This is a genomic window from Salmonella sp. 32010601201800023SM, assembly GCF_017572235.1.
Lineage (GTDB): Bacteria > Pseudomonadota > Gammaproteobacteria > Enterobacterales > Enterobacteriaceae > Salmonella > Salmonella enterica.
Map to the genome: position 1 here is coordinate 479198 of NZ_JAGEQS010000001.1, position 24158 is coordinate 503355.

The 24158-nt window shown below is 50.9% G+C and carries 16 protein-coding genes, 2 tRNA genes and 2 other RNA genes; 12 read left to right on the forward strand and 8 right to left on the reverse strand.

Annotated elements, in window-relative coordinates:
- Positions 1-230: 230 nt before the first annotated feature.
- The 6 genes from narK (at position 231) to J4617_RS02505 (ending at position 10447) form a co-directional block, all read left to right on the forward strand.
- Positions 231-1628 carry a nitrate transporter NarK gene (narK, locus tag J4617_RS02480; RefSeq protein WP_000019848.1) on the forward strand — a complete coding sequence of 466 codons (1398 nt, stop codon included), beginning with the start codon at positions 231-233 and terminating at the stop codon, positions 1626-1628.
- A 388-nt stretch (positions 1629-2016) separates the two neighbouring features.
- Positions 2017-5760, forward strand: a complete 3744-nt coding sequence (locus J4617_RS02485; protein WP_000032881.1) for a nitrate reductase subunit alpha — start codon at positions 2017-2019, stop codon at positions 5758-5760.
- Entirely contained in the window at positions 5757-7292 is a 1536-nt protein-coding gene (gene narH, locus J4617_RS02490; protein ID WP_000702629.1) for a nitrate reductase subunit beta, read from the forward strand. Before J4617_RS02485 ends, narH begins: the two co-directional genes overlap by 4 nt.
- Positions 7289-7999 carry a nitrate reductase molybdenum cofactor assembly chaperone gene (gene narJ / locus J4617_RS02495; RefSeq protein ID WP_000571667.1) on the forward strand — a complete coding sequence of 237 codons (711 nt, stop codon included), beginning with the start codon at positions 7289-7291 and terminating at the stop codon, positions 7997-7999. Before narH ends, narJ begins: the two co-directional genes overlap by 4 nt.
- On the forward strand, positions 7999-8676 hold the full coding sequence (gene narI / locus J4617_RS02500; RefSeq protein ID WP_000545594.1) for a respiratory nitrate reductase subunit gamma: 678 nt from the start codon (positions 7999-8001) through the stop codon (positions 8674-8676). The genes narJ and narI overlap by 1 nt, the downstream gene beginning before the upstream one ends.
- Positions 8677-8917: 241 nt before the next feature.
- Positions 8918-10447, forward strand: coding sequence for a tetratricopeptide repeat protein (locus J4617_RS02505; protein WP_208290669.1), 1530 nt, complete (start codon positions 8918-8920; stop codon positions 10445-10447).
- Positions 10448-10549: 102 nt separating this feature from the next.
- Here J4617_RS02505 and J4617_RS02510 read toward each other — a convergent pair.
- From J4617_RS02510 to J4617_RS02535, 6 genes are all read right to left on the reverse strand, one after another.
- A non-coding RNA gene (locus J4617_RS02510) (RtT sRNA) lies at positions 10550-10680 on the reverse strand.
- Positions 10681-10723: 43 nt separating this feature from the next.
- A tRNA-Tyr gene (locus J4617_RS02515) sits at positions 10724-10808 on the reverse strand.
- A 34-nt stretch (positions 10809-10842) separates the two neighbouring features.
- Positions 10843-10968, reverse strand: a non-coding RNA gene (locus J4617_RS02520) — RtT sRNA.
- Between the two features lie 44 nt (positions 10969-11012).
- A tRNA-Tyr gene (locus J4617_RS02525) sits at positions 11013-11097 on the reverse strand.
- Between the two features lie 158 nt (positions 11098-11255).
- Positions 11256-12098, reverse strand: a complete 843-nt coding sequence (gene purU / locus J4617_RS02530) for a formyltetrahydrofolate deformylase (protein WP_001191156.1) — start codon at positions 12096-12098, stop codon at positions 11256-11258.
- Positions 12099-12148: 50 nt separating this feature from the next.
- Positions 12149-12607 carry a YchJ family protein gene (locus J4617_RS02535; RefSeq protein WP_001540172.1) on the reverse strand — a complete coding sequence of 153 codons (459 nt, stop codon included), beginning with the start codon at positions 12605-12607 and terminating at the stop codon, positions 12149-12151.
- Positions 12608-12717: 110 nt separating this feature from the next.
- Here J4617_RS02535 and rssA point away from each other — a divergent pair, with 110 nt between their 5' ends.
- The 3 genes from rssA (at position 12718) to galU (ending at position 15838) form a co-directional block, all read left to right on the forward strand.
- Positions 12718-13623: a patatin-like phospholipase RssA gene (gene rssA, locus J4617_RS02540; protein ID WP_023198595.1), complete on the forward strand. Its 906-nt coding sequence runs from the start codon at positions 12718-12720 to the stop codon at positions 13621-13623.
- 90 nt (positions 13624-13713) lie between these two features.
- Complete coding sequence (gene rssB / locus J4617_RS02545) at positions 13714-14727, forward strand: two-component system response regulator RssB (protein ID WP_000193432.1); 1014 nt, start codon at positions 13714-13716, stop codon at positions 14725-14727.
- 202 nt (positions 14728-14929) lie between these two features.
- A complete protein-coding gene (gene galU, locus J4617_RS02550) occupies positions 14930-15838 on the forward strand; it encodes a UTP--glucose-1-phosphate uridylyltransferase GalU (protein ID WP_000729450.1) in 909 nt (302 codons plus the stop codon).
- A gap of 131 nt (positions 15839-15969) precedes the next feature.
- On the opposite strand, the gene hns is transcribed toward galU, so the two are convergent.
- The gene (hns, locus tag J4617_RS02555; protein ID WP_001287383.1) at positions 15970-16383 is read right to left on the reverse strand and encodes a histone-like nucleoid-structuring protein H-NS; all 414 of its coding nucleotides are present in this window, start codon (positions 16381-16383) and stop codon (positions 15970-15972) included.
- Positions 16384-17045: 662 nt separating this feature from the next.
- Between hns and tdk the strand changes: the two genes are divergently transcribed.
- Entirely contained in the window at positions 17046-17663 is a 618-nt protein-coding gene (tdk, locus tag J4617_RS02560) for a thymidine kinase (RefSeq protein WP_000068095.1), read from the forward strand.
- A gap of 196 nt (positions 17664-17859) precedes the next feature.
- Here tdk and adhE read toward each other — a convergent pair whose 3' ends face one another.
- Positions 17860-20538, reverse strand: a complete 2679-nt coding sequence (gene adhE / locus J4617_RS02565) for a bifunctional acetaldehyde-CoA/alcohol dehydrogenase (RefSeq protein WP_000301678.1) — start codon at positions 20536-20538, stop codon at positions 17860-17862.
- Between the two features lie 476 nt (positions 20539-21014).
- Here adhE and J4617_RS02570 point away from each other — a divergent pair, with 476 nt between their 5' ends.
- Both J4617_RS02570 and oppA read left to right on the forward strand, forming a co-directional pair.
- Positions 21015-21662: a YchE family NAAT transporter gene (locus J4617_RS02570; protein WP_000615840.1), complete on the forward strand. Its 648-nt coding sequence runs from the start codon at positions 21015-21017 to the stop codon at positions 21660-21662.
- A gap of 763 nt (positions 21663-22425) precedes the next feature.
- Positions 22426-24057: an oligopeptide ABC transporter substrate-binding protein OppA gene (oppA, locus tag J4617_RS02575; protein WP_001521098.1), complete on the forward strand. Its 1632-nt coding sequence runs from the start codon at positions 22426-22428 to the stop codon at positions 24055-24057.
- Positions 24058-24158: the final 101 nt, after the last annotated feature.

A 24158-nucleotide genomic window follows, 5' to 3' on the forward strand; every position in this document is an offset into this window, starting at 1 on the left:
TAACGAGTTACTCCTTAATTGCCGCCGTAAAGAGGTATCTGCGACGGGAAGGAGTAGACAGACACAGCATGGTGAAAAACCACAGCTTTTTTACCAAAATAGCCTACTCATTAAGGGTAATAACGCTTTTTAGTCGCCGGTGATGACGACTTTTCCTTTGATTTATATCAACTTACCTTCGGCAGTAAACCCTAATGTGGCAGACATCAAATCAAGAATCAGAGGTGTCTATGAGTCACTCATCCGCCCCGGAAAGGGCAACTGGCGCTGTTATCACGGAATGGCGTCCGGAAGATCCGGCATTCTGGCAGCAGCGCGGCCATCGTGTCGCCAGCCGTAATTTGTGGATTTCTGTCCCGTGTTTACTGCTGGCGTTTTGCGTCTGGATGTTATTCAGCGCAGTGGCGGTGAACCTGCCGAAAGTGGGATTTAATTTTACGACCGATCAGCTCTTTATGTTGACTGCGCTGCCATCTGTTTCCGGCGCGCTGCTACGGGTGCCTTACTCCTTTATGGTGCCGCTATTTGGCGGACGTCGCTGGACAGCGTTCAGTACCGGTATCCTCATCGTGCCTTGCGTATGGTTAGGCTTTGCGGTTCAGGATACCAGTACGCCATTTAGCACTTTCATTATTATTTCCTTGCTGTGTGGTTTTGCCGGCGCGAACTTTGCCTCCAGTATGGCGAACATCAGCTTTTTCTTTCCTAAACAAAAGCAGGGCGGCGCGCTGGGTCTGAACGGCGGTCTGGGCAATATGGGCGTGAGCGTGATGCAGCTGGTTGCGCCGCTGGTGGTTTCGCTCTCTATCTTTGCCGCCTTTGGCAGCCACGGTGTAGAGCAGCCGGACGGTTCTCAGCTCTATCTGGCGAACGCAGCCTGGATTTGGGTGCCTTTCCTGGCCATTTTTACGCTGGCAGCGTGGTTCGGCATGAACGAACTGGCGACGTCTAAGGCCTCGCTAAAAGAGCAACTGCCGGTGCTCAAACGTGGTCATCTGTGGATCATGAGTCTGCTGTATCTGGCGACCTTCGGATCGTTTATCGGTTTCTCCGCGGGGTTCGCTATGCTGTCTAAAACGCAATTCCCGGATGTGCAGATCCTGCATTATGCGTTTTTCGGTCCGTTTATCGGCGCGCTGGCGCGTTCGGCAGGCGGCGCAATTTCTGACCGTCTGGGGGGGACTCGCGTCACGCTTATCAACTTTGTCCTGATGGCGATTTTCAGCGGTCTGCTGTTCCTGACATTACCTACTGGCGGCGTTGGCGGTAGCTTTATCGCGTTCTACGGGGTATTTCTGGCGCTGTTCCTGACGGCTGGGTTGGGGAGTGGTTCTACCTTCCAGATGATCTCCGTTATCTTCCGTAAACTGACAATGGACCGGGTTAAAGCGGAAGGCGGGTCGGACGAAAGAGCCATGCGTGAAGCGGCGACCGATACGGCGGCGGCGCTGGGCTTTATTTCCGCGATTGGCGCGATTGGCGGCTTTTTTATTCCGAAAGCGTTTGGTTCATCTTTAGCCTTAACCGGTTCGCCAGTCGGCGCGATGAAGGTCTTTCTTATTTTCTATATCGCCTGCGTCGTTATTACCTGGGCGGTATATGGACGTCATTCTAAAAATAAAAAGTAACTTTTGATTATCCTTTGCGCGGCGTTAGACCGCGCTTTTTTTTTACCTGCATTTAGTTACAACATACTTATAGTCAAGAAGTGAGGCGCGACAGGGCTGACCACGCACATCTTTATCGGTCATCCAGGGGGATACCCCTTAATACCCACTTGTTGAAAATTTAACATTCATGTCGTGCGTAAATTTAATTTTATGTAATTAAATCAGTAATATATATAAATAAAACTCCTCCTCCAAAAGGAGTATGCAGGAGGTTTGCGCGCCATTTGCATCCCTGTCCGCCTTGATCGTTATCAATTCTCACGCCCATTCAGCGCGTTACCTTCGCCCTTAGTTAAGCAATGTCGATTTATCAGAGAACCGTAAGGTTCCACACAGGAGAAACCCGATGAGTAAATTCCTGGACCGGTTTCGCTACTTCAAGCAGAAGGGCGAAACCTTTGCCGATGGGCACGGCCAGCTTCTCGAAACAAACCGGGACTGGGAGGACGGATACCGCCAACGTTGGCAGCATGACAAAATTGTGCGCTCAACCCATGGGGTGAACTGCACCGGTTCTTGTAGCTGGAAAATTTATGTCAAAAATGGTCTGGTGACCTGGGAAACACAGCAAACCGATTACCCGCGCACCCGTCCTGACATGCCAAACCATGAACCTCGCGGCTGCCCGCGCGGGGCAAGCTACTCCTGGTATCTCTACAGCGCTAACCGACTGAAATATCCGCTGATGCGCAAACGTCTGATGAAGATGTGGCGCGAGGCGAAAAAACTGCATCGCGATCCGGTAGAGGCATGGGCCTCCATCATTGAAGATGCCGATAAAGCCAAAAGCTTCAAACAGGCGCGTGGTCGTGGCGGCTTTGTTCGCTCCTCATGGCAGGAAGTGAACGAGCTGATCGCCGCCTCCAACGTGTACACCGTGAAAACCTATGGCCCTGACCGCGTCGCGGGCTTCTCACCCATTCCGGCGATGTCGATGGTTTCCTACGCTTCCGGCGCACGTTATCTTTCGCTGATTGGCGGTACCTGCCTGAGCTTCTACGACTGGTACTGCGACCTGCCGCCAGCCTCCCCGCAAACCTGGGGCGAGCAGACCGACGTGCCGGAATCCGCTGACTGGTACAACTCCAGCTATATTATCGCCTGGGGCTCTAACGTGCCGCAAACCCGTACGCCGGATGCCCACTTCTTTACCGAAGTACGTTACAAAGGCACCAAAACCGTCGCGGTGACGCCGGACTATGCCGAAATCGCCAAACTGTGCGATCTATGGCTGGCACCGAAGCAGGGGACCGATGCGGCGATGGCGCTGGCGATGGGCCACGTCATGCTGCGCGAATTCCACCTCGACAACCCGCGCCAGTACTTCACCGATTATGTCCGCCGCTATACCGACATGCCAATGCTGGTGATGCTTGAAGAGCGTGATGGTTATTATGCCGCAGGTCGTATGCTGCGCGCTGCCGATCTCGTTGATTCGCTGGGGCAGGAAAATAACCCGGAATGGAAAACCGTCGCTATCAACAGCAACGGTGAAATGGTGGCGCCAAACGGTTCAATTGGTTTCCGTTGGGGTGAAAAAGGCAAATGGAACCTCGAACAGCGCGACGGGACTACCGGTGCAGAAACTGAATTGCAGCTCAGCTTGCTGGGCAGCCAGGATGAGATTGCTGACGTGGGCTTCCCGTATTTCGGCGGCGAAGGTTCAGAGTACTTTAATCATGTGGCGCTGGATAACGTCCTGCTGCATAAACTGCCGGCAAAACGTCTGCAACTGGCCGATGGTTCTTCAGCGTTAGTCACTACCGTTTACGATCTGACCATGGCTAACTATGGTCTGGAACGCGGCCTGAACGATGAAAATTGTGCCGCCAGTTATGACGATACCAAAGCATATACGCCAGCATGGGCCGAGCAGATCACCGGCGTGCCGCGGGCGCAGATCATCCGTATCGCACGGGAATTCGCCGATAACGCGGACAAAACGCACGGGCGTTCAATGATTATCGTTGGCGCCGGTCTGAACCACTGGTATCACCTCGATATGAACTATCGCGGGCTGATCAATATGTTGGTGTTCTGTGGTTGCGTTGGTCAGAGCGGCGGCGGCTGGGCGCACTACGTCGGCCAGGAAAAACTGCGTCCGCAGACCGGCTGGCAGCCGCTGGCGTTTGCCCTTGACTGGCAGCGTCCGGCGCGTCACATGAATAGCACCTCTTACTTCTATAACCACTCCAGCCAGTGGCGCTACGAGACGGTGACCGCCGAGGAGTTACTGTCGCCGATGGCGGACAAATCCCGCTATAGCGGTCATCTGATTGACTTCAATGTGCGCGCCGAGCGTATGGGCTGGTTGCCGTCGGCGCCGCAGTTAGGCACTAACCCGCTGTATATTGCGCGTGAAGCGGAAAAAGCCGGTATGACGCCGGTAGATTATACCGTCAAATCCCTGAAAGAGGGTTCGATTCGCTTTGCCGCCGAGCAGCCGGAAAACGGTAAAAACCACCCGCGTAACCTGTTCATCTGGCGTTCTAACCTGCTTGGCTCTTCCGGTAAGGGCCATGAGTACATGCTGAAATATCTGCTGGGTACTGAGCATGGTATTCAGGGGCTGGATCTGGGTAAACAGGGCGGTGTGAAGCCGGAAGAAGTGGAGTGGCGTGACAATGGCCTGGACGGCAAACTGGATCTGGTGGTGACGCTGGACTTCCGCCTGTCGAGCACCTGCCTGTACTCCGATATCGTACTGCCGACCGCCACCTGGTATGAAAAAGACGATATGAATACCTCGGATATGCATCCGTTTATTCATCCGCTGTCTGCCGCCGTAGATCCGGCCTGGGAATCGAAAAGCGACTGGGAAATCTACAAAGGCATTGCGAAGAAATTCTCCGAAGTCTGTGTAGGCCACCTGGGTAAAGAGACTGACGTCGTGACGCTGCCGATCCAGCACGACTCTGCCGCTGAACTGGCACAGCCGCTGGACGTGAAAGACTGGAAAAAAGGCGAATGCGATCTGATCCCAGGGAAAACCGCGCCGCACATCATGACCGTTGAGCGCGATTATCCGGCCACCTATGAGCGCTTTACCTCTATTGGCCCGCTGATGGAGAAAATCGGCAACGGCGGGAAAGGGATTGCCTGGAACACGCAGAGCGAAATGGACTTGCTGCGTAAGCTCAATTACACCAAAGCGGACGGTCCGGCGAAAGGCCAGCCGATGCTCAACACGGCGATTGACGCGGCAGAGATGATCCTGACGTTAGCGCCGGAAACCAACGGTCAGGTGGCGGTGAAAGCCTGGGCGGCGCTGAGCGAGTTTACCGGTCGCGACCATACGCATCTGGCGACCAATAAAGAAGAAGAGAAAATCCGCTTCCGCGATATTCAGGCCCAGCCGCGCAAAATTATCTCCAGCCCGACCTGGTCTGGTCTGGAAGATGAGCACGTTTCTTATAACGCCGGTTATACCAACGTTCACGAGCTGATCCCGTGGCGTACACTGTCTGGTCGCCAACAGTTGTATCAGGATCACCAGTGGATGCGCGACTTCGGCGAAAGTCTGCTGGTGTATCGCCCACCGATCGACACCCGCTCGGTGAAAGCGGTGATGGGGCGTAAATCCAACGGTAATCCGGAGAAGGCGCTCAACTTCCTGACGCCGCACCAGAAATGGGGTATCCACTCGACCTACAGCGATAACCTGTTGATGCTGACTTTGTCGCGTGGCGGCCCGATTGTGTGGATGAGCGAAACCGACGCCAAAGATCTGGGCATTGAAGATAACGACTGGATCGAAGTCTTCAACAGCAACGGCGCATTGACCGCACGCGCAGTGGTCAGCCAGCGTGTACCGGCGGGCATGACCATGATGTACCACGCGCAGGAACGTATCGTAAACCTGCCGGGGTCGGAAATTACCCAGCAGCGCGGCGGTATTCATAACTCGGTGACCCGTATTACGCCGAAACCGACCCATATGATCGGCGGCTATGCGCAGTTAGCCTACGGCTTTAACTACTACGGCACCGTCGGCTCCAACCGCGATGAGTTTGTGGTGGTACGTAAGATGAAGAACATTAACTGGTTGGATGGCGAAGGCAATGACCAGGTACAGGAGAGCGTAAAATGAAAATTCGTTCACAAGTCGGCATGGTGCTGAATCTCGATAAGTGCATCGGCTGTCATACCTGTTCAGTCACCTGTAAAAACGTCTGGACCAGTCGCGAAGGTATGGAATACGCGTGGTTCAACAACGTAGAAAGTAAGCCTGGCGTTGGTTTTCCGAATGACTGGGAAAATCAGGAAAAATGGAAAGGCGGCTGGATCCGCAAAATCAACGGCAAACTACAGCCGCGCATGGGCAACCGGGCGCTGCTGCTGGGTAAAATCTTCGCTAACCCGCATCTGCCGGGCATCGACGACTACTACGAGCCGTTTGATTACGACTACCAGAACCTGCATACCGCGCCGGAAAGCAAACATCAGCCGATCGCGCGTCCGCGCTCGCTGATTACCGGCCAGCGGATGGACAAAATTACCAGCGGGCCAAACTGGGAAGAGATTCTAGGCGGCGAGTTCGAAAAACGCGCTAAAGACCAGAACTTTGAAAACATGCAGAAGGCGATGTACGGCCAGTTCGAAAACACCTTCATGATGTACCTGCCGCGCCTGTGCGAGCACTGTCTCAACCCGGCGTGCGTGGCGACCTGCCCGAGCGGTGCTATCTACAAGCGTGAAGAAGATGGCATCGTGCTGATCGACCAGGACAAGTGCCGCGGCTGGCGGATGTGCATCACCGGCTGCCCGTACAAGAAGATTTACTTCAACTGGAAGAGCGGCAAGTCCGAGAAGTGCATCTTCTGCTACCCGCGTATCGAAGCTGGTCAGCCGACTGTTTGCTCGGAAACCTGCGTGGGCCGTATCCGTTATCTTGGCGTACTGCTGTATGACGCAGATGCCATTGAAAGCGCCGCCAGTACGGAAAACGAAAAAGATCTGTACCAGCGTCAACTGGACGTGTTCCTCGATCCAAACGATCCGGCTGTCATTGAGCAGGCGCTGAAGGACGGCGTGCCGCAGAGCGTGATCGATGCGGCGCAGCAATCGCCAGTGTACAAAATGGCGATGGACTGGAAGCTGGCGCTGCCGCTGCATCCGGAATACCGCACGCTGCCGATGGTCTGGTACGTGCCGCCTTTGTCACCGATTCAGTCTGCCGCCGACGCGGGTGAACTGGGCAGCAACGGTATTCTGCCGGATGTAGACAGTCTGCGTATCCCGGTGCAGTACCTGGCGAACCTGTTGACCGCTGGCGACACCCAGCCGGTACTGTTGGCGTTGAAACGGATGCTGGCGATGCGTCACTACAAACGTGCGGAAACCGTAGACGGTAAAGTGGATACCCGCGCGCTGGAAGAGGTGGGTTTAAGCGAAGCCCAGGCGCAGGAAATGTATCGTTACCTGGCAATTGCCAACTATGAAGATCGCTTCGTGGTACCAAGCAGCCATCGTGAACTGGCGCGTGACGCATTCCCGGAGAAAAGCGGTTGTGGTTTTACCTTCGGCGATGGTTGCCACGGGTCTGATACCAAATTCAATCTGTTCAACAGCCGCCGCATCGACGCTGTTGATGTGACCAGCAAAACGGAGCCGCACGCATGATTGAACTCGTCATTGTTTCGCGTCTGCTCGAGTACCCGGATGCTGCCCTGTGGCAGCATCAACAGGAGTTGTTCGATGCGCTCGCGTCATCTGAGAACCTGGATAAAGAGGATGCCCAGACTCTGGGCGTTTTCCTGCGCGATTTAACCGCGCAGGACCTGCTGGATGTACAGGCCGCCTACAGTGAACTGTTTGACCGTGGTCGCGCCACATCGCTGCTGCTGTTTGAACATGTTCACGGGGAGTCCCGCGATCGCGGTCAGGCGATGGTTGACCTGATGGCACAGTATGAACAGCACGGTTTGCAGCTCGACAGCCGCGAACTTCCCGATCATCTGCCGCTGTATCTGGAATACCTTGCGCAATTGCCGAAAAGCGAAGCGTTAGGGGGGTTACAGGATATCGCGCCGATTCTGGCGCTGCTCAGCGCACGTTTGCAACAGCGTGACAGCCGTTATGCGGTGCTGTTCGATCTGCTGTTAAAACTGGCGAATACCGTTATCGACAGCGACAAAGTGGCTGAAAAAATTGCGAATGAAGCACGTGATGATACCCCGCAGGCGTTGGATGCGGTCTGGGAAGAAGAGCAGGTGAAATTCTTCGCCGATCAAGGGTGTGGCGAGTCGGAAATCTCCGCTCACCAGCGTCGTTTTGCCGGGGCCGTGGCGCCGCAATATCTGAATATCACCACCGGAGGACAGCACTAATGCACTTCCTGAATATGTTCTTCTTTGATATCTACCCGTACATTGCCGGATCGGTATTTCTGATCGGTAGCTGGTTACGTTACGACTACGGCCAGTACACCTGGCGGGCGGCTTCCAGTCAGATGCTGGATCGCAAAGGAATGAACCTGGCGTCAAACCTGTTCCACATTGGGATTCTGGGTATTTTCGCCGGTCACTTCCTGGGCATGTTAACGCCGCACTGGATGTATGAAGCTTTTCTGCCGGTCGACGTGAAGCAGAAGATGGCGATGATTGCCGGCGGCGCCTGCGGCGTGCTGACACTGGTTGGCGGTATTTTACTGCTCAAGCGTCGTCTGTTTAGCCCACGTGTCCGCGCCACCACTACCGGCGCAGATATTTTGATTCTCTCGCTGCTGGTGATTCAGTGCGCGCTGGGTCTGCTGACCATTCCGTTCTCCGCCCAGCATATGGACGGGAGTGAAATGATGAAGCTGGTCGGGTGGGCGCAGTCAGTTGTGACCTTCCACGGTGGCGCATCCGCACATCTGGACGGTGTGGCCTTTATCTTCCGTATGCACCTGGTACTGGGGATGACGCTGTTCCTGTTGTTCCCATTCTCGCGCCTGGTGCATATCTGGAGCGTGCCGGTCGAGTACCTGACCCGCAAATACCAGATTGTTCGTGCACGTCACTGATTTTCTCTCGATGCCCTAAACTCCGCTTCGGCGGAGTTTTTTTATGGCTGTTTGCCGGAGTGCGGCATAAATGCCTTATCGACCGCCGCCTTGTTTCGTTTACAGCGGGTCTGCCATGTCTGGCATCTGAATCCGTACTCTTTGTTTTTGGGTTTATTCAGCATCTGTGCGAGTTTTTTGTAAGCAGAAAAATGATGATGCAGCATATAATCACGCCATAAACGACAATAAGGATAGTTGTATGCGTTTTTCATCAATTTTCAAAATAATAATATTAAATATATTTATTTCAAAAATGGCTCACGCTGCTGTCTGCGAGGAGCGCTATCCCGCCGACTCAGAAGAATGCCAGTACGTTCAGGAATTAGAGCAAAAAGCGGAACAAGGAGATGAAAGCGCGCAGTTCTCGCTTGGAAGCTGGTATGCGGAGGGGCGATACGTTAAGCCTGATTATAAACTAGCCATAAAATGGCTGGAGAAAGCGGGTAAACAAGGTTCTGATTTTTCCTATTTCATCCTTGGCTATCATTACAACTATGGTGAAAATTTTCCACTTAGTCGACAAAAAGCGCTGGAGTGGTATCGCAAGGCGGCAGAGCTAGGGGATAGTAGTACGCAAGAAATCCTCGGTGACGCCTATATGTATGGCGATGGGTTTCCCCAAAATACCCAGCTAGCGCTGGAGTGGTATCGAAAAGCCGCCTCTCCAACCAATGATGCGGGCGTTGTCCGCGGACAGGGTTCAGCTTCGTCAGCACAATTTAAGCTTGGAGTAATGTACGCCCACGGTCAGGGCGTTCCTCAGGATTATCAGCAAACGGCGATCTTGATGCGTAAAGCGGCGGAAAATATGTACTACCCCGCGCAACTTTATCTCGGCGTTGCCTATTTTTATGGTGAAGGCGTGCCTCAGGATTATCGTCAGGCAGTTTACTGGCTTAATGAAGGTATACCAGGCAGCTATACGCCAGGCCACATTCCGCTGAATGCGCTCTATGATAAAGCGCATCCCGCTGACCGGGTTCACTCTCAGACGTGGTATCGAAAAACAGCGCAACGCGTGATGGCAAAGGTACAGTACAATTTTGGCGTATGGTATTACAACGGTTATCACTTATCGAAAGATCACAACCTGGCGCTGGAGTGGTATCGCAGAGCCGCAGCGCAAGGATTGGCCGAGGCGCAGGATGCGATCGGCGTGATGTTTATGCAGGGTGAGGGCGTTTCTCAGGACTACCAACAGGCGCTGGCGTGGTATCGCAAAGCCGCTCGCCAGGGGCTGCCTGCTGCGCAAACGCATCTGGGCATCATGTCTGCATTTGGTCGCGGCGTCGCGCAAAGCGACAGACAGGCTATCGCATGGTATCGAAAAGCAGCAAAACAGGATTTTGCGAAAGCGCAATATCAGCTTGGCGTGGCATATAGCACGGGAAGAGGCGTGCCTGAAAATAGCCGGAATGCGCTGAAGTGGTACCTTAAAGCGGCAGAGCAGGGGTTTACTCCGGCACAATTAGCGCTTGGGGAAATTTATGCTCATGGGCGCCAGGGTGTGCCTAAAGATAATAAGCAGGCCTATATTTGGTATTACATGGCAAGTATATATACGGAAAAATCTAAGGATGATTGTTCAGCGCTCATTGCCGAAAGAAACCGACTCAAGGGAACGCTCACCCCAGATCAACTTAGCGAGACATATGCCGCCTTTGAACTCATCAGGCGAAAAATCAACCAGTCAAAGGAGGCGAAAAAGATTGCCAGGAAGAAGTATTGATAAGATAACCAATAAGCCATGGCGCCATGGTGTGAAGTCTGCCTGTGGGGTAAGGATACGGGGCAGTGCTGATTGATTTGAAATTGGTACTTTATGGAGTGATGGTGGTGGGGGAGAGATTACTCAGCGCTGCGCGCTTCGCCCTTCGGGCCGTTGCCTGCGGCAACGCTTTCTCGCTGCGCTCGAATCGAACCCTGGTAGAAGCTTCTCATCCTTCCCGTACAGAGAGATATGAGACACTATGCTTAACGGGGATAAGATACGCGACGGAAGTGATGGTGGTGGGGGAAGGATTCGAACCTTCGAAGTCGATGACGGCAGATTTACAGTCTGCTCCCTTTGGCCGCTCGGGAACCCCACCAGGGGTAATTCAAATTGTAGGTAAAGCTTGAAGATGGTGGTGGGGGAAGGATTATTCGTCGCTTCACTCCTCACCCTACGGGCCGTTACCGTTGGCAACGTTCTTTCGCTCGAGTCGAACCTTAATCGAAGGTTCTCACCCTTCCCCGACAAGTGCAAACTTCTGCATTGCTCATCGAGTTAACTACATCGCTGTAGTGAATAATGGTGGTGGGGGAAGGATTCGAACCTTCGAAGTCGATGACGGCAGATTTACAGTCTGCTCCCTTTGGCCGCTCGGGAACCCCACCACGGGGTAATGCTTAATACTGGCCCGCTTCCTTTTGGGAAGCGGGGCGCATCATATCAAATGACACGCCGCTGTAAAGCATTCCTTTGCCTGAAATGAACTGTTTGCGTACTTTTCATCCGTAACGGATTAAAGCTAATCAATTCATATTACTGACGATTAAAGAATAATCGTCCGATTGCCGTAAACAAAGACTCGCTGTGCCAGAACCTGATACAGCGCGCGGCTTAATACGTTTTTCTCAACGTCGCGCCCGGCACGCATCATATCTTCTGCGGTGTAAGTGTGATCGACATGAATCACGTCCTGCATAATGATTGGGCCTTCATCCAGATTATCATTCACATAGTGCGCGGTAGCGCCGATGATTTTCACGCCGCGCTCATAGGCCTGATGATAAGGACGCGCGCCGATAAACGCCGGCAGGAATGAGTGGTGGATATTGATAATTTTGTTCGGGAAGCGCGCCACAAAACCTGGCGTCAAAACACGCATATACTTGGCCAGCACCACATAGTCCGGTTGATGGGCATCAATGGCGTCCGCCATCTTCGTGTCATGCTCTTCACGCGTTAATCCCTCATGGCTGACCAGTTCGAAAGGGATCTCAAAACGTTCAACCAGCGAGCGTAACGTTTCATGGTTGCCAATGACCGCGGCGATTTCAACATCCAGCCCGCCATAGTTGGCTTTCATCAGCAGGTCGCCCAGACAATGCGCCTCTTTGGTAACCAGAATCACTACCCGACGGCGTCCGGCGGGATTGAGTTCACGAACAGAGCCTTCCGGTAAGGCGCTGTCCAGATCGGCCAGAAGAGTGGAATCATTGAAGATGCCTTCCAGCTCGGTCCGCATAAAAAAGCGTCCGGTGCGATGGTCCACAAATTCATTGTTTTGCACAATATTAAGCTCATGCTTATAGCAAATGTTGGTAATCCGCGCGATAAGGCCTTTTTGATCGGGACAAATAGTACGCAGAACTTTACGTTGTAGTGATTGCATTGCCGGAAAAATCCTGTTGAGAGTGTTTGCTGTATTGATACTGTCAGGCGTCACTGGCCGCAGCACTTTTTAAATTTTTTGCCTGAACCGCACGGGCAGGGATCGTTTCGACCCAACTGCGGGCGGGTACCGTCAATATAATACCACTGACCGTTTTCTTTGATAAAACGAGAACGTTCGATAATCGCCCCGGTTTTCCCTTGTTCGGAAAAACGCGCGATAAAACTAACATACCCTGTATTTTCTGCTTCTGACCAGGTATGTTCAAAAATAGTCAGGCCGAGCCACCTGGTATTGGCAAATCCGGCGATGATATCATCACGAAACGCGGCCGCATTGCAGGTTGGATGCCAGCTCTTAATTAAGTAATCTGCGTCTTTCATCACAAAAGCGCAGTAACGAGAGCGCATGAGATGTGACGGATCGGGTGCTACTCGTTCTCCGGACACAATACGACCACAACATAGGCTATACTCGTCAGCGCTACCACAGGGACAAGGCTGAGACACAATAATCTCCCTGAATATAAAAAACGGCGTTGAACGCCAGGGTGGCATTATGTTAACTGAGCAGTGGCGATGTTGCTACGTCTTGAAGCCAGGGGAAGTCGTTAAGTACGATGAGAAAAATGAAAATAGGGCTGGCGCTGGGATCTGGCGCAGCGAGAGGATGGTCTCATATTGGGGTCATCAAAGCCCTCAAGCAAACAGGCATTGATATTGATATCGTTGCAGGATGCTCAATAGGTTCGCTGGTCGGCGCCGCGTATGCCTGTAATAAATTATCGGCGCTTGAACAGTGGGTATGTTCATTCCGCTACTGGGATGTTTTACGCCTGATGGATGTATCCTGGGGCAGAGGAGGGTTGCTTCGCGGCGAACGCGTATTTAATCACTATCGGGATATTATGCCCGTCACGGATTTTGACCACTGTTCAAGACGTTTTGGCGCGGTCGCGACGAATCTTAGCACGGGACGAGAGCTATGGTTTACTGAAGGCGATCTACACCTTGCCGTACGCGCGTCGTGCAGTATGCCAGGGCTGATGTCTCCGGTTGAACATAACGGTTACTGGCTGGTAGATGGCGCAGTCGTTAATCCGGTACCTGTTTCGTTAACCAGGGCGCTGGGGGCTGATATCGTTATTGCGGTAGACCTGCAACATGATGCCCACCTCATGCAGCAAGATTTGCTCTCTGTAAATGTCGGGAATATCAATGAAGAGAGCGATGATGCGCTGCCCTGGCATAAGCGTTTAAAAGAACGTTTCAGTAGCCTGACTTCACGCCGTGGCGTGAGTTCGCCTAGGGCAATGGAAATCATGACAACCTCCATCCAGGTGTTGGAAAATCGTCTTAAACGTAACCGTATGGCTGGCGATCCGCCTGATATTCTCATTCAACCATTCTGTCCGCAAATCTCAACGCTGGATTTTCATCGCGCCCATGCCGCTATTGCGGCGGGTCAGTTAGCCGTAGAGAAAAAGATGGACGAACTTATACCCTTGGTGCGTACCGACGTTTAATGTACCTTTTACGATCACTTAAGCAAATTCTGACAGGCGCAAGCGGCAATACCATGCCACTATTGATTAAAGCCAGTCAGGGGAGAGAACATGACGCAGCCATTGGTCGGAAAACAGATTCTTATTGTTGAAGACGAGCCTGTATTTCGCTCGCTTCTGGATTCGTGGTTTTCCTCTTTGGGAGCGACAACGGCATTGGCAGGCGACGGGGTAGATGCCCTGGAGTTGATGGGGCGTTTTACCCCTGATCTCATGATATGTGATATCGCTATGCCGAGAATGAACGGTCTCAAACTGGTAGAAAACTTACGTAATCGCGGAGACCAGACGCCTATTCTGGTTATTTCCGCAACAGAAAATATGGCGGATATCGCCAAAGCGTTACGCCTTGGGGTTGAAGATGTCTTGCTGAAGCCGGTAAAAGATCTCAACCGCTTGCGGGAAACCGTATTCGCTTGCTTATACCCTAATATGTTTAACTCGCGGGTTGAAGAAGAAGAACGCCTGTTTCGTGACTGGGATGCAATGGTGAGTAATCCAACCGCCGCAGCGCAATTGTTGCAGGAATTGCAGCCCCCGGTACAGCAGGTGATTTCTCATTGCCGCATTAATTACCGGCAGCTCGTCTCCGCCGATCAGCCTGGACTGGTGCTGGATATTGCGCCGCTATCTGATAACGAACTGGCATTTTATTGCCTGGATGTCACCCGGGCGGGCGATAACGGCGTGTTAGCCGCATTGTTGCTGCGGGCGCTATTTAACGGCTTATTGCAGGATCAGCTCGGCCAACAAAAGCACCGTTTACCGGAGTTAGGCGCGCTATTAAAACAGGTAAATCATCTGCTCAGACAAGCCAATTTACCTGGGCAATTCCCGCTATTTGTCGGCTACTATCACAGTGAGCTCAAAAATTTGATTCTCGTCTCCGCCGGATTGAACGCCACCTTAAATACGGGCGCTCATCAGGTTCAAATTAGCAGCGGCGTGCCGCTAGGAACATTGGGTAACGCCTACCTTAACCAATTAAGCCAGCGTTGCGACTCGTGGCAGTGTCAAATATGGGGCGCAGGAGGGCGTCTGCGATTGATGTTGTCTGCGGAATGACCAAACGGAAGAGTGAGCGGAAATTGCTTTACCGGCCTTTCCCGACGAGTGTTACTATCTGCGGCAGATTTATAAGTATTTGTCTTAATTATACCAATATAAGTCCTTTTTGGACCTGAGGCTTGTTCTGGTACTGATATACTGGAACACGATACAGATTAATGAACACGTTCAATACATGAACAGTCCAGGAGAATTTTAAATGGCTGCCCTTAATTCGAAAGTCAAAAAAGCCGTTATCCCGGTCGCGGGATTGGGAACCAGGATGCTGCCAGCGACCAAAGCTATCCCGAAAGAGATGCTGCCGCTGGTTGATAAGCCATTAATTCAGTACGTCGTGAACGAATGTATCGCTGCTGGCATTACTGAAATCGTGCTTGTTACGCACTCGTCTAAAAACTCTATTGAAAACCACTTTGATACCAGTTTTGAGCTGGAAGCGATGCTGGAAAAACGCGTTAAGCGTCAGCTTCTGGAGGAGGTTCAGTCTATTTGCCCTCCGCATGTCACTATTATGCAGGTACGTCAAGGGCTGGCAAAAGGCCTGGGCCATGCCGTATTGTGCGCGCATCCCGTTGTCGGAAACGAACCTGTCGCTGTTATTCTGCCAGACGTTATTCTTGACGAATATGAGTCCGACCTGTCTCAGGATAACCTGGCTGAAATGATCCGCCGTTTCGATGAAACCGGCAATAGCCAGATTATGGTTGAGCCAGTAGAAGATGTGACTGCATACGGCGTGGTCGATTGTAAAGGCGTTGAGCTGGCGCCGGGCGAAAGTGTGCCGATGGTTGGCGTGGTTGAAAAACCAAAAGCGGATGTCGCGCCGTCTAACCTTGCGATTGTCGGGCGTTATGTGTTGAGCGCGGATATCTGGGCGTTGCTGGCGAAAACCCCTCCGGGCGCCGGGGATGAAATTCAGTTGACCGATGCTATCGATATGCTGATCGAAAAAGAAACGGTTGAAGCCTACCACATGAAGGGTAAAAGCCATGACTGTGGTAATAAGTTAGGATATATGCAGGCATTCGTTGAATATGGCATCCGTCATAATTCGCTGGGTGCTGAATTTAAAGCCTGGCTTGAAGAAGAAATGGGTATTAAGAAGTAACGATACGTTATAAATTTTTTAACAGAAGCGCTGGTAAATCCGGCGCTTTTTTTATGCCTGGGGTCGTCAGCGGAGAACTCAGGCAAAAAAAATCCCGCCAGCGGCGGGATTTTAAGCATCCAGGAAGTAAATTATTCCTTGATCAGGAAATCTTCCAGTTGCTTACCTTGTTCTTCCATTGCTTTTTTGATTACAGCCGGTGTACGACCCTGGCCAGTCCAGGTTTTAGTTTCACCGTTTTCGTCAACATAGCTATATTTAGCCGGACGAGCTGCGCGTTTAGCTTTGGTACCGGATTTAGCGGCAGCCATGCTATTCAGCAGTTCATTCGGGTCAATGCCGTCGGCAATTAACATTTCACGATACTGTTGCAGTTTACGAGTGCGTTCTTCCACTTCAGCAGCAGCAGCGCTTTCTTCTTCACGACGCTCATTAACGACAACTTCTAATTTTTCCAGCATTTCTTCAAGCGTTTCCAGAGTACATTCTCTTGCCTGCGCACGAAGAGTACGGATGTTGTTCAGAATTTTAAGTGCTTCGCTCATTGTAGTAATCTCAAACTTATATTGGGGTGGTTTGTTGAGCTAATAATAGAGCGATAAATTCAGTTGTGCAATAGCCAGGAATGTAAGGAATTCAAAATTACGCTTTATTAAGCACACGTTTTAATTATCTCAACTTAAATTTTCCTTGAGGCGCCGCACAAAAAAGAGCTTATTGGCAGGGGGGATACTCACCGTCTGTCGCTAAAAATTTAGGAGTCAGGTCACATTTTATCATGATGAAATACGATCTCATTGCTGAGATATCAATCTCTTGTATTAGATTTCCTTACAAGAAAACCCTATTACTTTGCACCGGGTATGAGTAACGGTAACAATAAGTACAAGGTTTTCATATTGGCGGGTGATGATAAGCATTGTTGATGAATTTTAACGGCATAATTTGTGAAGGAATGTGTATATACCCTTCATACTTCAAGTTGCTTATGCGTTGGCTACGCTCGCTCACTCCAGTCACATAGTTATCTATGCTCCTGGGGACTCACTCCCTTGCCGCCTTTAAGCAACGCGAATTATTTTGGGTATAGTGAGCGATGTTTGTACAATTCTTAATACTCACCGGAGCGCGAGCCGCGCCGTCGCGTCGGTAAATTATGGTACAATCCCGCCAATCTTTATTTCACTCAGGTGAGGTCCTGCGACCAATGGCACAGCTATATTTCTACTATTCGGCAATGAATGCGGGTAAGTCGACTGCACTGCTGCAATCTTCATACAATTATCAGGAACGCGGGATGCGTACCGTCGTATATACGGCGGAAATCGACGATCGTTTCGGCGCAGGCAAAGTCAGCTCTCGTATCGGTTTGTCGTCGCCGGCAAAATTGTTTAACCAAAATACATCCTTGTTTGAAGAGATTCGTGCCGAGAGCGCGCGGCAGACAATACATTGCGTGTTAGTCGACGAAAGCCAGTTTTTGACTCGCCAGCAGGTTTATCAATTATCCGAGGTTGTCGACAAATTAGATATTCCAGTACTTTGCTATGGGCTACGAACAGACTTTCGTGGGGAGCTCTTTGTCGGCAGCCAATACTTGCTGGCATGGTCAGATAAGCTGGTGGAATTAAAAACTATCTGTTTCTGCGGTCGTAAAGCCAGTATGGTTCTGCGCCTTGATCAGGACGGCAGGCCTTATAACGAAGGCGAACAGGTGGTTATTGGCGGGAATGAACGCTACGTTTCAGTTTGCCGTAAGCATTATAAGGACGCGCTGGAGGAGGACTCACTGACGGCGATTCAGGAGCGTCATCGGCACATATGATACCTGAGGTAAAGATCGGCTTATAAAACGCCCTGTAGCGCTTTGGAGGTCATTACTCAGGCCTCCTGACGAAGGGCGTGCCGTGAGCACGTAGGCCAGATGATCAGCATAGCGCCTTCAGGCATCAGATAAACAGGTAAAACAAAAAAACGGCCTCAATTGAGGCCGTTATTGTCATGCTAAAACAGATAACGAATTAAGCGGATTTTTTCGCTTTTTTCTCTGCTTTCGGTGCGGCAACGACGTCTTTCTTCGCTGCAACTTCACCTTCGGTGAAATCACGACCGTAGTAGGTATCCAGCAGAATCTGTTTCAGTTCGGAGATCAGTGGATAACGCGGGTTAGCGCCGGTGCACTGGTCATCGAAGGCATCTTCAGACAGTTTGTCAACGTGTGCCAGGAAGTCAGCTTCCTGTACGCCTGCTTCACGGATAGACTTAGGAATACCCAGCTCAGCTTTAATGCTTTCCAGCCATGCCAGCAGTTTTTCAATCTTAGCGGCGGTACGGTCGCCCGGCGCGCTCAGGCCCAGGTGGTCAGCAATTTCAGCGTAACGACGGCGTGCCTGCGGACGATCGTACTGGCTGAAAGCGGTCTGCTTGGTCGGGTTGTCATTCGCGTTGTAGCGGATAACGTTACAAATCAGCAGGGCGTTCGCCAGACCGTGCGGAATGTGGAACTGAGAGCCCAGTTTGTGCGCCATGGAGTGACATACACCGAGGAAGGCGTTGGCAAACGCGATACCGGCGATAGTCGCTGCACTGTGAACACGTTCACGCGCAACCGGGTTTTTAGACCCTTCGTGGTAAGACGCCGGCAGGTTTTCTTTCAGCAGTTTCAGAGCCTGCAGAGCCTGACCGTCAGAGAACTCAGAAGCCAGTACGGAAACGTAAGCTTCCAGGGCGTGAGTTACCGCATCCAGACCACCGAACGCACACAGGGACTTCGGCATATCCATCACCAGGTTGGCGTCGACAATCGCCATATCCGGGGTCAGGGCATAGTCAGCCAGCGGATATTTCTGACCGGTTGCATCGTCGGTCACAACCGCAAACGGTGTGACTTCAGAACCGGTACCGGAAGTGGTGGTGACGGCGATCATTTTCGCTTTCACGCCCATTTTCGGGAACTTGTAGATACGTTTACGGATGTCCATAAAGCGCAGCGCCAGCTCTTCGAAGTGAGTTTCCGGATGTTCGTACATGACCCACATGATTTTCGCGGCGTCCATCGGGGAACCACCGCCCAGCGCGATGATCACGTCCGGTTTGAAGGAGTTAGCCAGCTCAGCGCCTTTGCGCACAACGGAAAGCGTCGGGTCGGCTTCAACTTCGAAGAAGACTTCGGTTTCAACGCCAGCCGCTTTCAGCACAGAGGTGATCTGGTCTGCATAGCCGTTGTTGAACAGGAAGCGGTCAGTCACGATGAGCGCACGTTTGTGGCCATCAGTAATCACTTCATCCAGCGCGATGGGCAGAGAGCCACGGCGGAAGTAGATAGATTTCGGAAGTTTGTGCCACAACATGTTTTCAGCTCGCTTAGCAACGGTTTTCTTGTTGATCAGGTGTTTCGGACCAACGTTTTCAGAGATGGAGTTACCACCCCAGGAACCACAACCCAACGTCAGGGAAGGTGCGAGTTTGAAGTTGTACAGGTCACCGATACCACCCTGAGAGGCCGGGGTGTTGATCAGGATACGCGCGGTTTTCATCATCTGACCGAAGTAAGCAACGCGTTCTGGCTGGTTATCCTGGTCAGTGTACAGGCAGGAGGTGTGACCGATACCGCCCATAGCGACCAGTTTTTCTGCTTTTTCTACCGCTTCTTCGAAATCTTTCGCACGGTACATCGCCAGAGTCGGAGACAGTTTTTCGTGTGCGAACGGTTCGCTTTCGTCAACGACCGTAACTTCACCGATCAGAATCTTGGTGGTTTCTGGTACGGAGAAGCCTGCCAGTTCAGCAATTTTGTAGGCTGGCTGGCCGACGATAGCGGCGTTCAGAGCGCCATTTTTCAGGATAACGTTTTGAACCGCTTTCAGCTCCTGGCCCTGCAGCATGTAGCCGCCGTGGCTGGCGAAACGTTCGCGAACGGCATCATAGACGGAATCAACAACGACAACAGACTGTTCAGAAGCACAGATTACGCCGTTATCGAAGGTTTTAGACATCAGAACAGACGCCACAGCGCGTTTGATATCCGCGGTTTCATCAATGACAACCGGGGTGTTGCCTGCGCCTACGCCGATAGCAGGTTTACCGGAGCTGTATGCTGCTTTAACCATGCCTGGACCGCCAGTGGCGAGGATCAGGTTGATATCCGGGTGGTGCATCAGTGCATTAGACAGTTCTACGGAAGGTTGATCGATCCAGCCAATCAGATCTTTCGGCGCGCCGGCAGCGATAGCCGCTTGCAGAACGATATCTGCCGCTTTGTTGGTTGCCTCTTTAGCGCGCGGATGCGGAGAAAAGATGATGGCGTTACGGGTCTTCAGGCTAATCAGCGATTTGAAGATCGCGGTAGAGGTCGGGTTAGTGGTTGGAACGATACCGCAAATAATGCCGATAGGTTCAGCAATGGTGATGGTCCCGAAGGTGTCGTCTTCAGACAGCACGCCGCAGGTTTTTTCATCTTTATAGGCATTGTAAATATATTCAGAAGCGAAGTGGTTTTTAATCACTTTGTCTTCCACGATACCCATACCGGATTCGGCGACGGCCATTTTGGCCAGCGGAATGCGGGCATCAGCGGCTGCCAGAGCGGCGGCGCGGAAGATTTTGTCGACCTGTTCTTGAGTGAAACTGGCATATTCACGCTGGGCTTTTTTTACACGCTCTACGAGTGCGTTAAGTTCAGCGACATTAGTAACAGCCATAATGCTCTCCTGATAATGTTAAACTTTTTTAGTAAATCATCTGCGCGATACGTGAGTATAGACAGATCGACGATACTTTGTATAAATGCCTGAAATTCAGGTGGTTACTTAACGTCCGTTTTGCTCTGATTTACTAAAAGAGCTTCTGCGTTAGTATCATTTAACTCTAACGCGTTACGTCCAGGTGGCGTAAGCAAGATTACTCACTTCTGAGTAGCGATTGTGTGATCTAAATCAAGATTACGCAAAGCTGACACCTTTCAGCAGGCCATTTTAGCCTTTTATGTAAATTGTTAAGAAATCGTTGTCATGAAGAGTGAGTGGTTTAGCATAACGAGTACATATAAATAACAGCGATGAATGGATGAAATTAGGTGTAGATAAGAGGTGAACTATGCGAATAAAAGGCGTATCTTCTGCGCGTTTTGATCATTAACGAAAATTGACTTCATCCGGCTAACGCTTCGGAGCTAACCGTGATTCAACCGCTTTTTGATTTTCCTGTTTACTTTAAGTTCTTTATCGGGCTCTTTGCGCTGGTTAACCCGGTGGGGATTATTCCCGTTTTCATCAGCATGACCAGCTACCAGACGGCCACGGCGCGTAATAAAACTAACCTCACCGCGAATCTGTCGGTCGCGATTATCTTGTGGAGTTCCTTATTCCTCGGCGATGGCATCCTGCAGCTGTTTGGTATTTCTATTGATTCGTTCAGAATTGCGGGCGGTATCCTGGTTGTCACCATTGCAATGTCGATGATCAGCGGGAAGCTGGGGGAAGATAAACAAAACAAGCAAGAAAAGTCAGAGACGGCCATACGCGAGAGCATTGGCGTTGTGCCGTTAGCGCTGCCGTTAATGGCGGGGCCAGGGGCGATCAGCTCCACTATCGTCTGGGGGACGCGTTATCACAGCATCGCGCATTTGCTTGGCTTTTCAGTTGCCATTGCGCTTTTTGCGCTTTGCTGCTGGGGCGTGTTCCGTATGGCGCCGTGGCTGGTTCGTTTGCTGGGGCAAACTGGTATCAACGTTATTACCCGAATCATGGGGTTGTTGTTAATGGCGCTCGGCATCGAATTTATTGTCACAGGAATAAAAGGCATTTTCCCCGGCTTGCTCAACTAAACTCCCACCTGCTGATTTACAGGCGGCGCCCTAAGGGGCCGCCTTGTGACATTCCCACGTAACACTTCTTACTTTGATAAGCATTCAGCGTTTAAATGATAAAAAATACTAATATAATCTAACGCTATTTATTTTTATTAATCAAACTATTATCAACATTACTGAGACCGTGAGAGGCGGTAGGTCTGTTATTTTATTCACACCATACTCTGGGGCTTGATGAAGGATTATTGAAATGTTATTAGTTGTTTCAGCTCCATCGTAGATGAATGTGCTAAATAATGAGCATTTGTTAAATTTGTGTGTGTTTTCTGGCGCAGGCATAACCTACGATGCGACAGAGAGATATTTTTCTTTCAACTTATTGATTATAAAGAATAAATCAAAGATTTTTAACATTGTTTAACTGTTTTTTTGGGCAGGGATTTTTCCATAAAAGAGAATTGGTTAACAAAATTGTAAAATGAATTGGCGGTTCAGAAACGCATTTGATACTTTTCGGCCAAACATTTTGCAGAAGATTTCACATTGTTGATAACTATTTTCATTTACATGGTTGTCAGAAATAACGTGCGACGTGGGCAGGTACGTCGTATACCGAATCGACGAAAGGCGATCGAACGAATCGTCAGAATAAATAAAGTCGGTGATAGCAAAAGCAGTGACAGACCTGGCAGTACACCACCAGTGCTGTACAGGAACCCTGACGGGATTAAACAGGCTGGTAAAAACCAGTAATTATAATGAGTGGAGTACAAACACAATGTCTAACATCACGAAAAAAAGTTTGATTGCAGCGGGAATACTCACTGCGCTCATCGCCGCCAGCGCCGCGACTGCGGCAGACGTGCCCGCCGGCGTTCAGTTAGCCGACAAGCAAACGTTGGTACGTAATAATGGATCAGAAGTGCAGTCTCTCGACCCGCATAAAATTGAAGGCGTGCCGGAATCGAACGTCAGCCGTGACCTCTTCGAAGGCTTATTAATTAGTGATGTCGAGGGGCATCCTTCACCGGGCGTCGCGGAAAAATGGGAAAATAAAGATTTTAAAGTCTGGACATTCCATCTACGTGAAAATGCGAAATGGTCAGATGGTACGCCCGTCACCGCCCATGATTTCGTTTATAGCTGGCAACGCCTGGCCGATCCTAATACGGCATCGCCGTACGCCAGCTATCTGCAATACGGTCATATCGCTAATATCGATGACATTATCGCCGGTAAAAAACCCGCCACCGATCTGGGGGTAAAAGCGCTTGATGATCACACCTTTGAAGTGACCTTAAGTGAGCCGGTGCCTTATTTCTACAAATTGTTGGTCCACCCTTCAGTGTCTCCTGTACCGAAATCAGCGGTCGAAAAATTTGGCGATAAATGGACGCAACCGGCCAATATTGTCACTAACGGCGCTTATAAGTTAAAAAACTGGGTGGTGAACGAACGTATCGTGCTGGAGCGTAACCCGCAATACTGGGATAACGCCAAAACCGTCATCAATCAGGTAACTTATTTGCCTATCTCTTCGGAGGTGACGGATGTCAACCGCTACCGCAGCGGCGAGATCGATATGACTTATAACAATATGCCGATCGAATTATTCCAGAAACTGAAGAAAGAGATTCCGAATGAAGTCCGCGTAGACCCTTATTTGTGTACCTATTATTACGAAATTAATAATCAAAAAGCGCCGTTTAACGATGTCCGCGTGCGTACCGCGCTGAAACTGGCGTTAGATCGCGACATTATTGTTAATAAGGTTAAAAATCAGGGCGATTTACCCGCTTATAGCTACACGCCGCCGTATACCGATGGCGCAAAACTGGTAGAGCCTGAGTGGTTCAAATGGTCCCAGCAAAAGCGTAATGAAGAAGCGAAGAAATTGTTGGCTGAAGCCGGCTTTACGGCGGATAAGCCCTTAACATTCGACCTGCTGTATAACACCTCCGATCTGCATAAAAAACTGGCCATTGCCGTGGCGTCTATCTGGAAGAAAAATCTGGGCGTCAATGTGAATCTGGAGAATCAGGAATGGAAAACCTTCCTGGATACCCGTCATCAGGGCACCTTTGATGTTGCCAGAGCCGGGTGGTGCGCAGATTATAATGAACCGACCTCGTTCCTGAATACCATGTTGTCCGACAGTTCAAATAACACCGCGCATTATAAGAGCCCGGCGTTTGATAAGCTGATTGCCGACACGCTGAAAGTGGCGGACGATACGCAGCGCAGCGAACTCTACGCTAAAGCGGAGCAGCAGTTAGATAAAGACTCGGCTATTGTGCCGGTGTATTACTACGTTAACGCGCGCCTGGTGAAACCCTGGGTGGGCGGGTATACCGGTAAAGACCCGCTGGATAATATTTATGTGAAAAACTTATATATTATCAAACATTAATGGCAAGACATGGGACAACTGCGGTTGTCCCATGGTGTCTTTTTTCATCGCACTATAACTTTCCCTGGCGGATCTTTTGTCACGTCCGGGAAGTAAAGGCA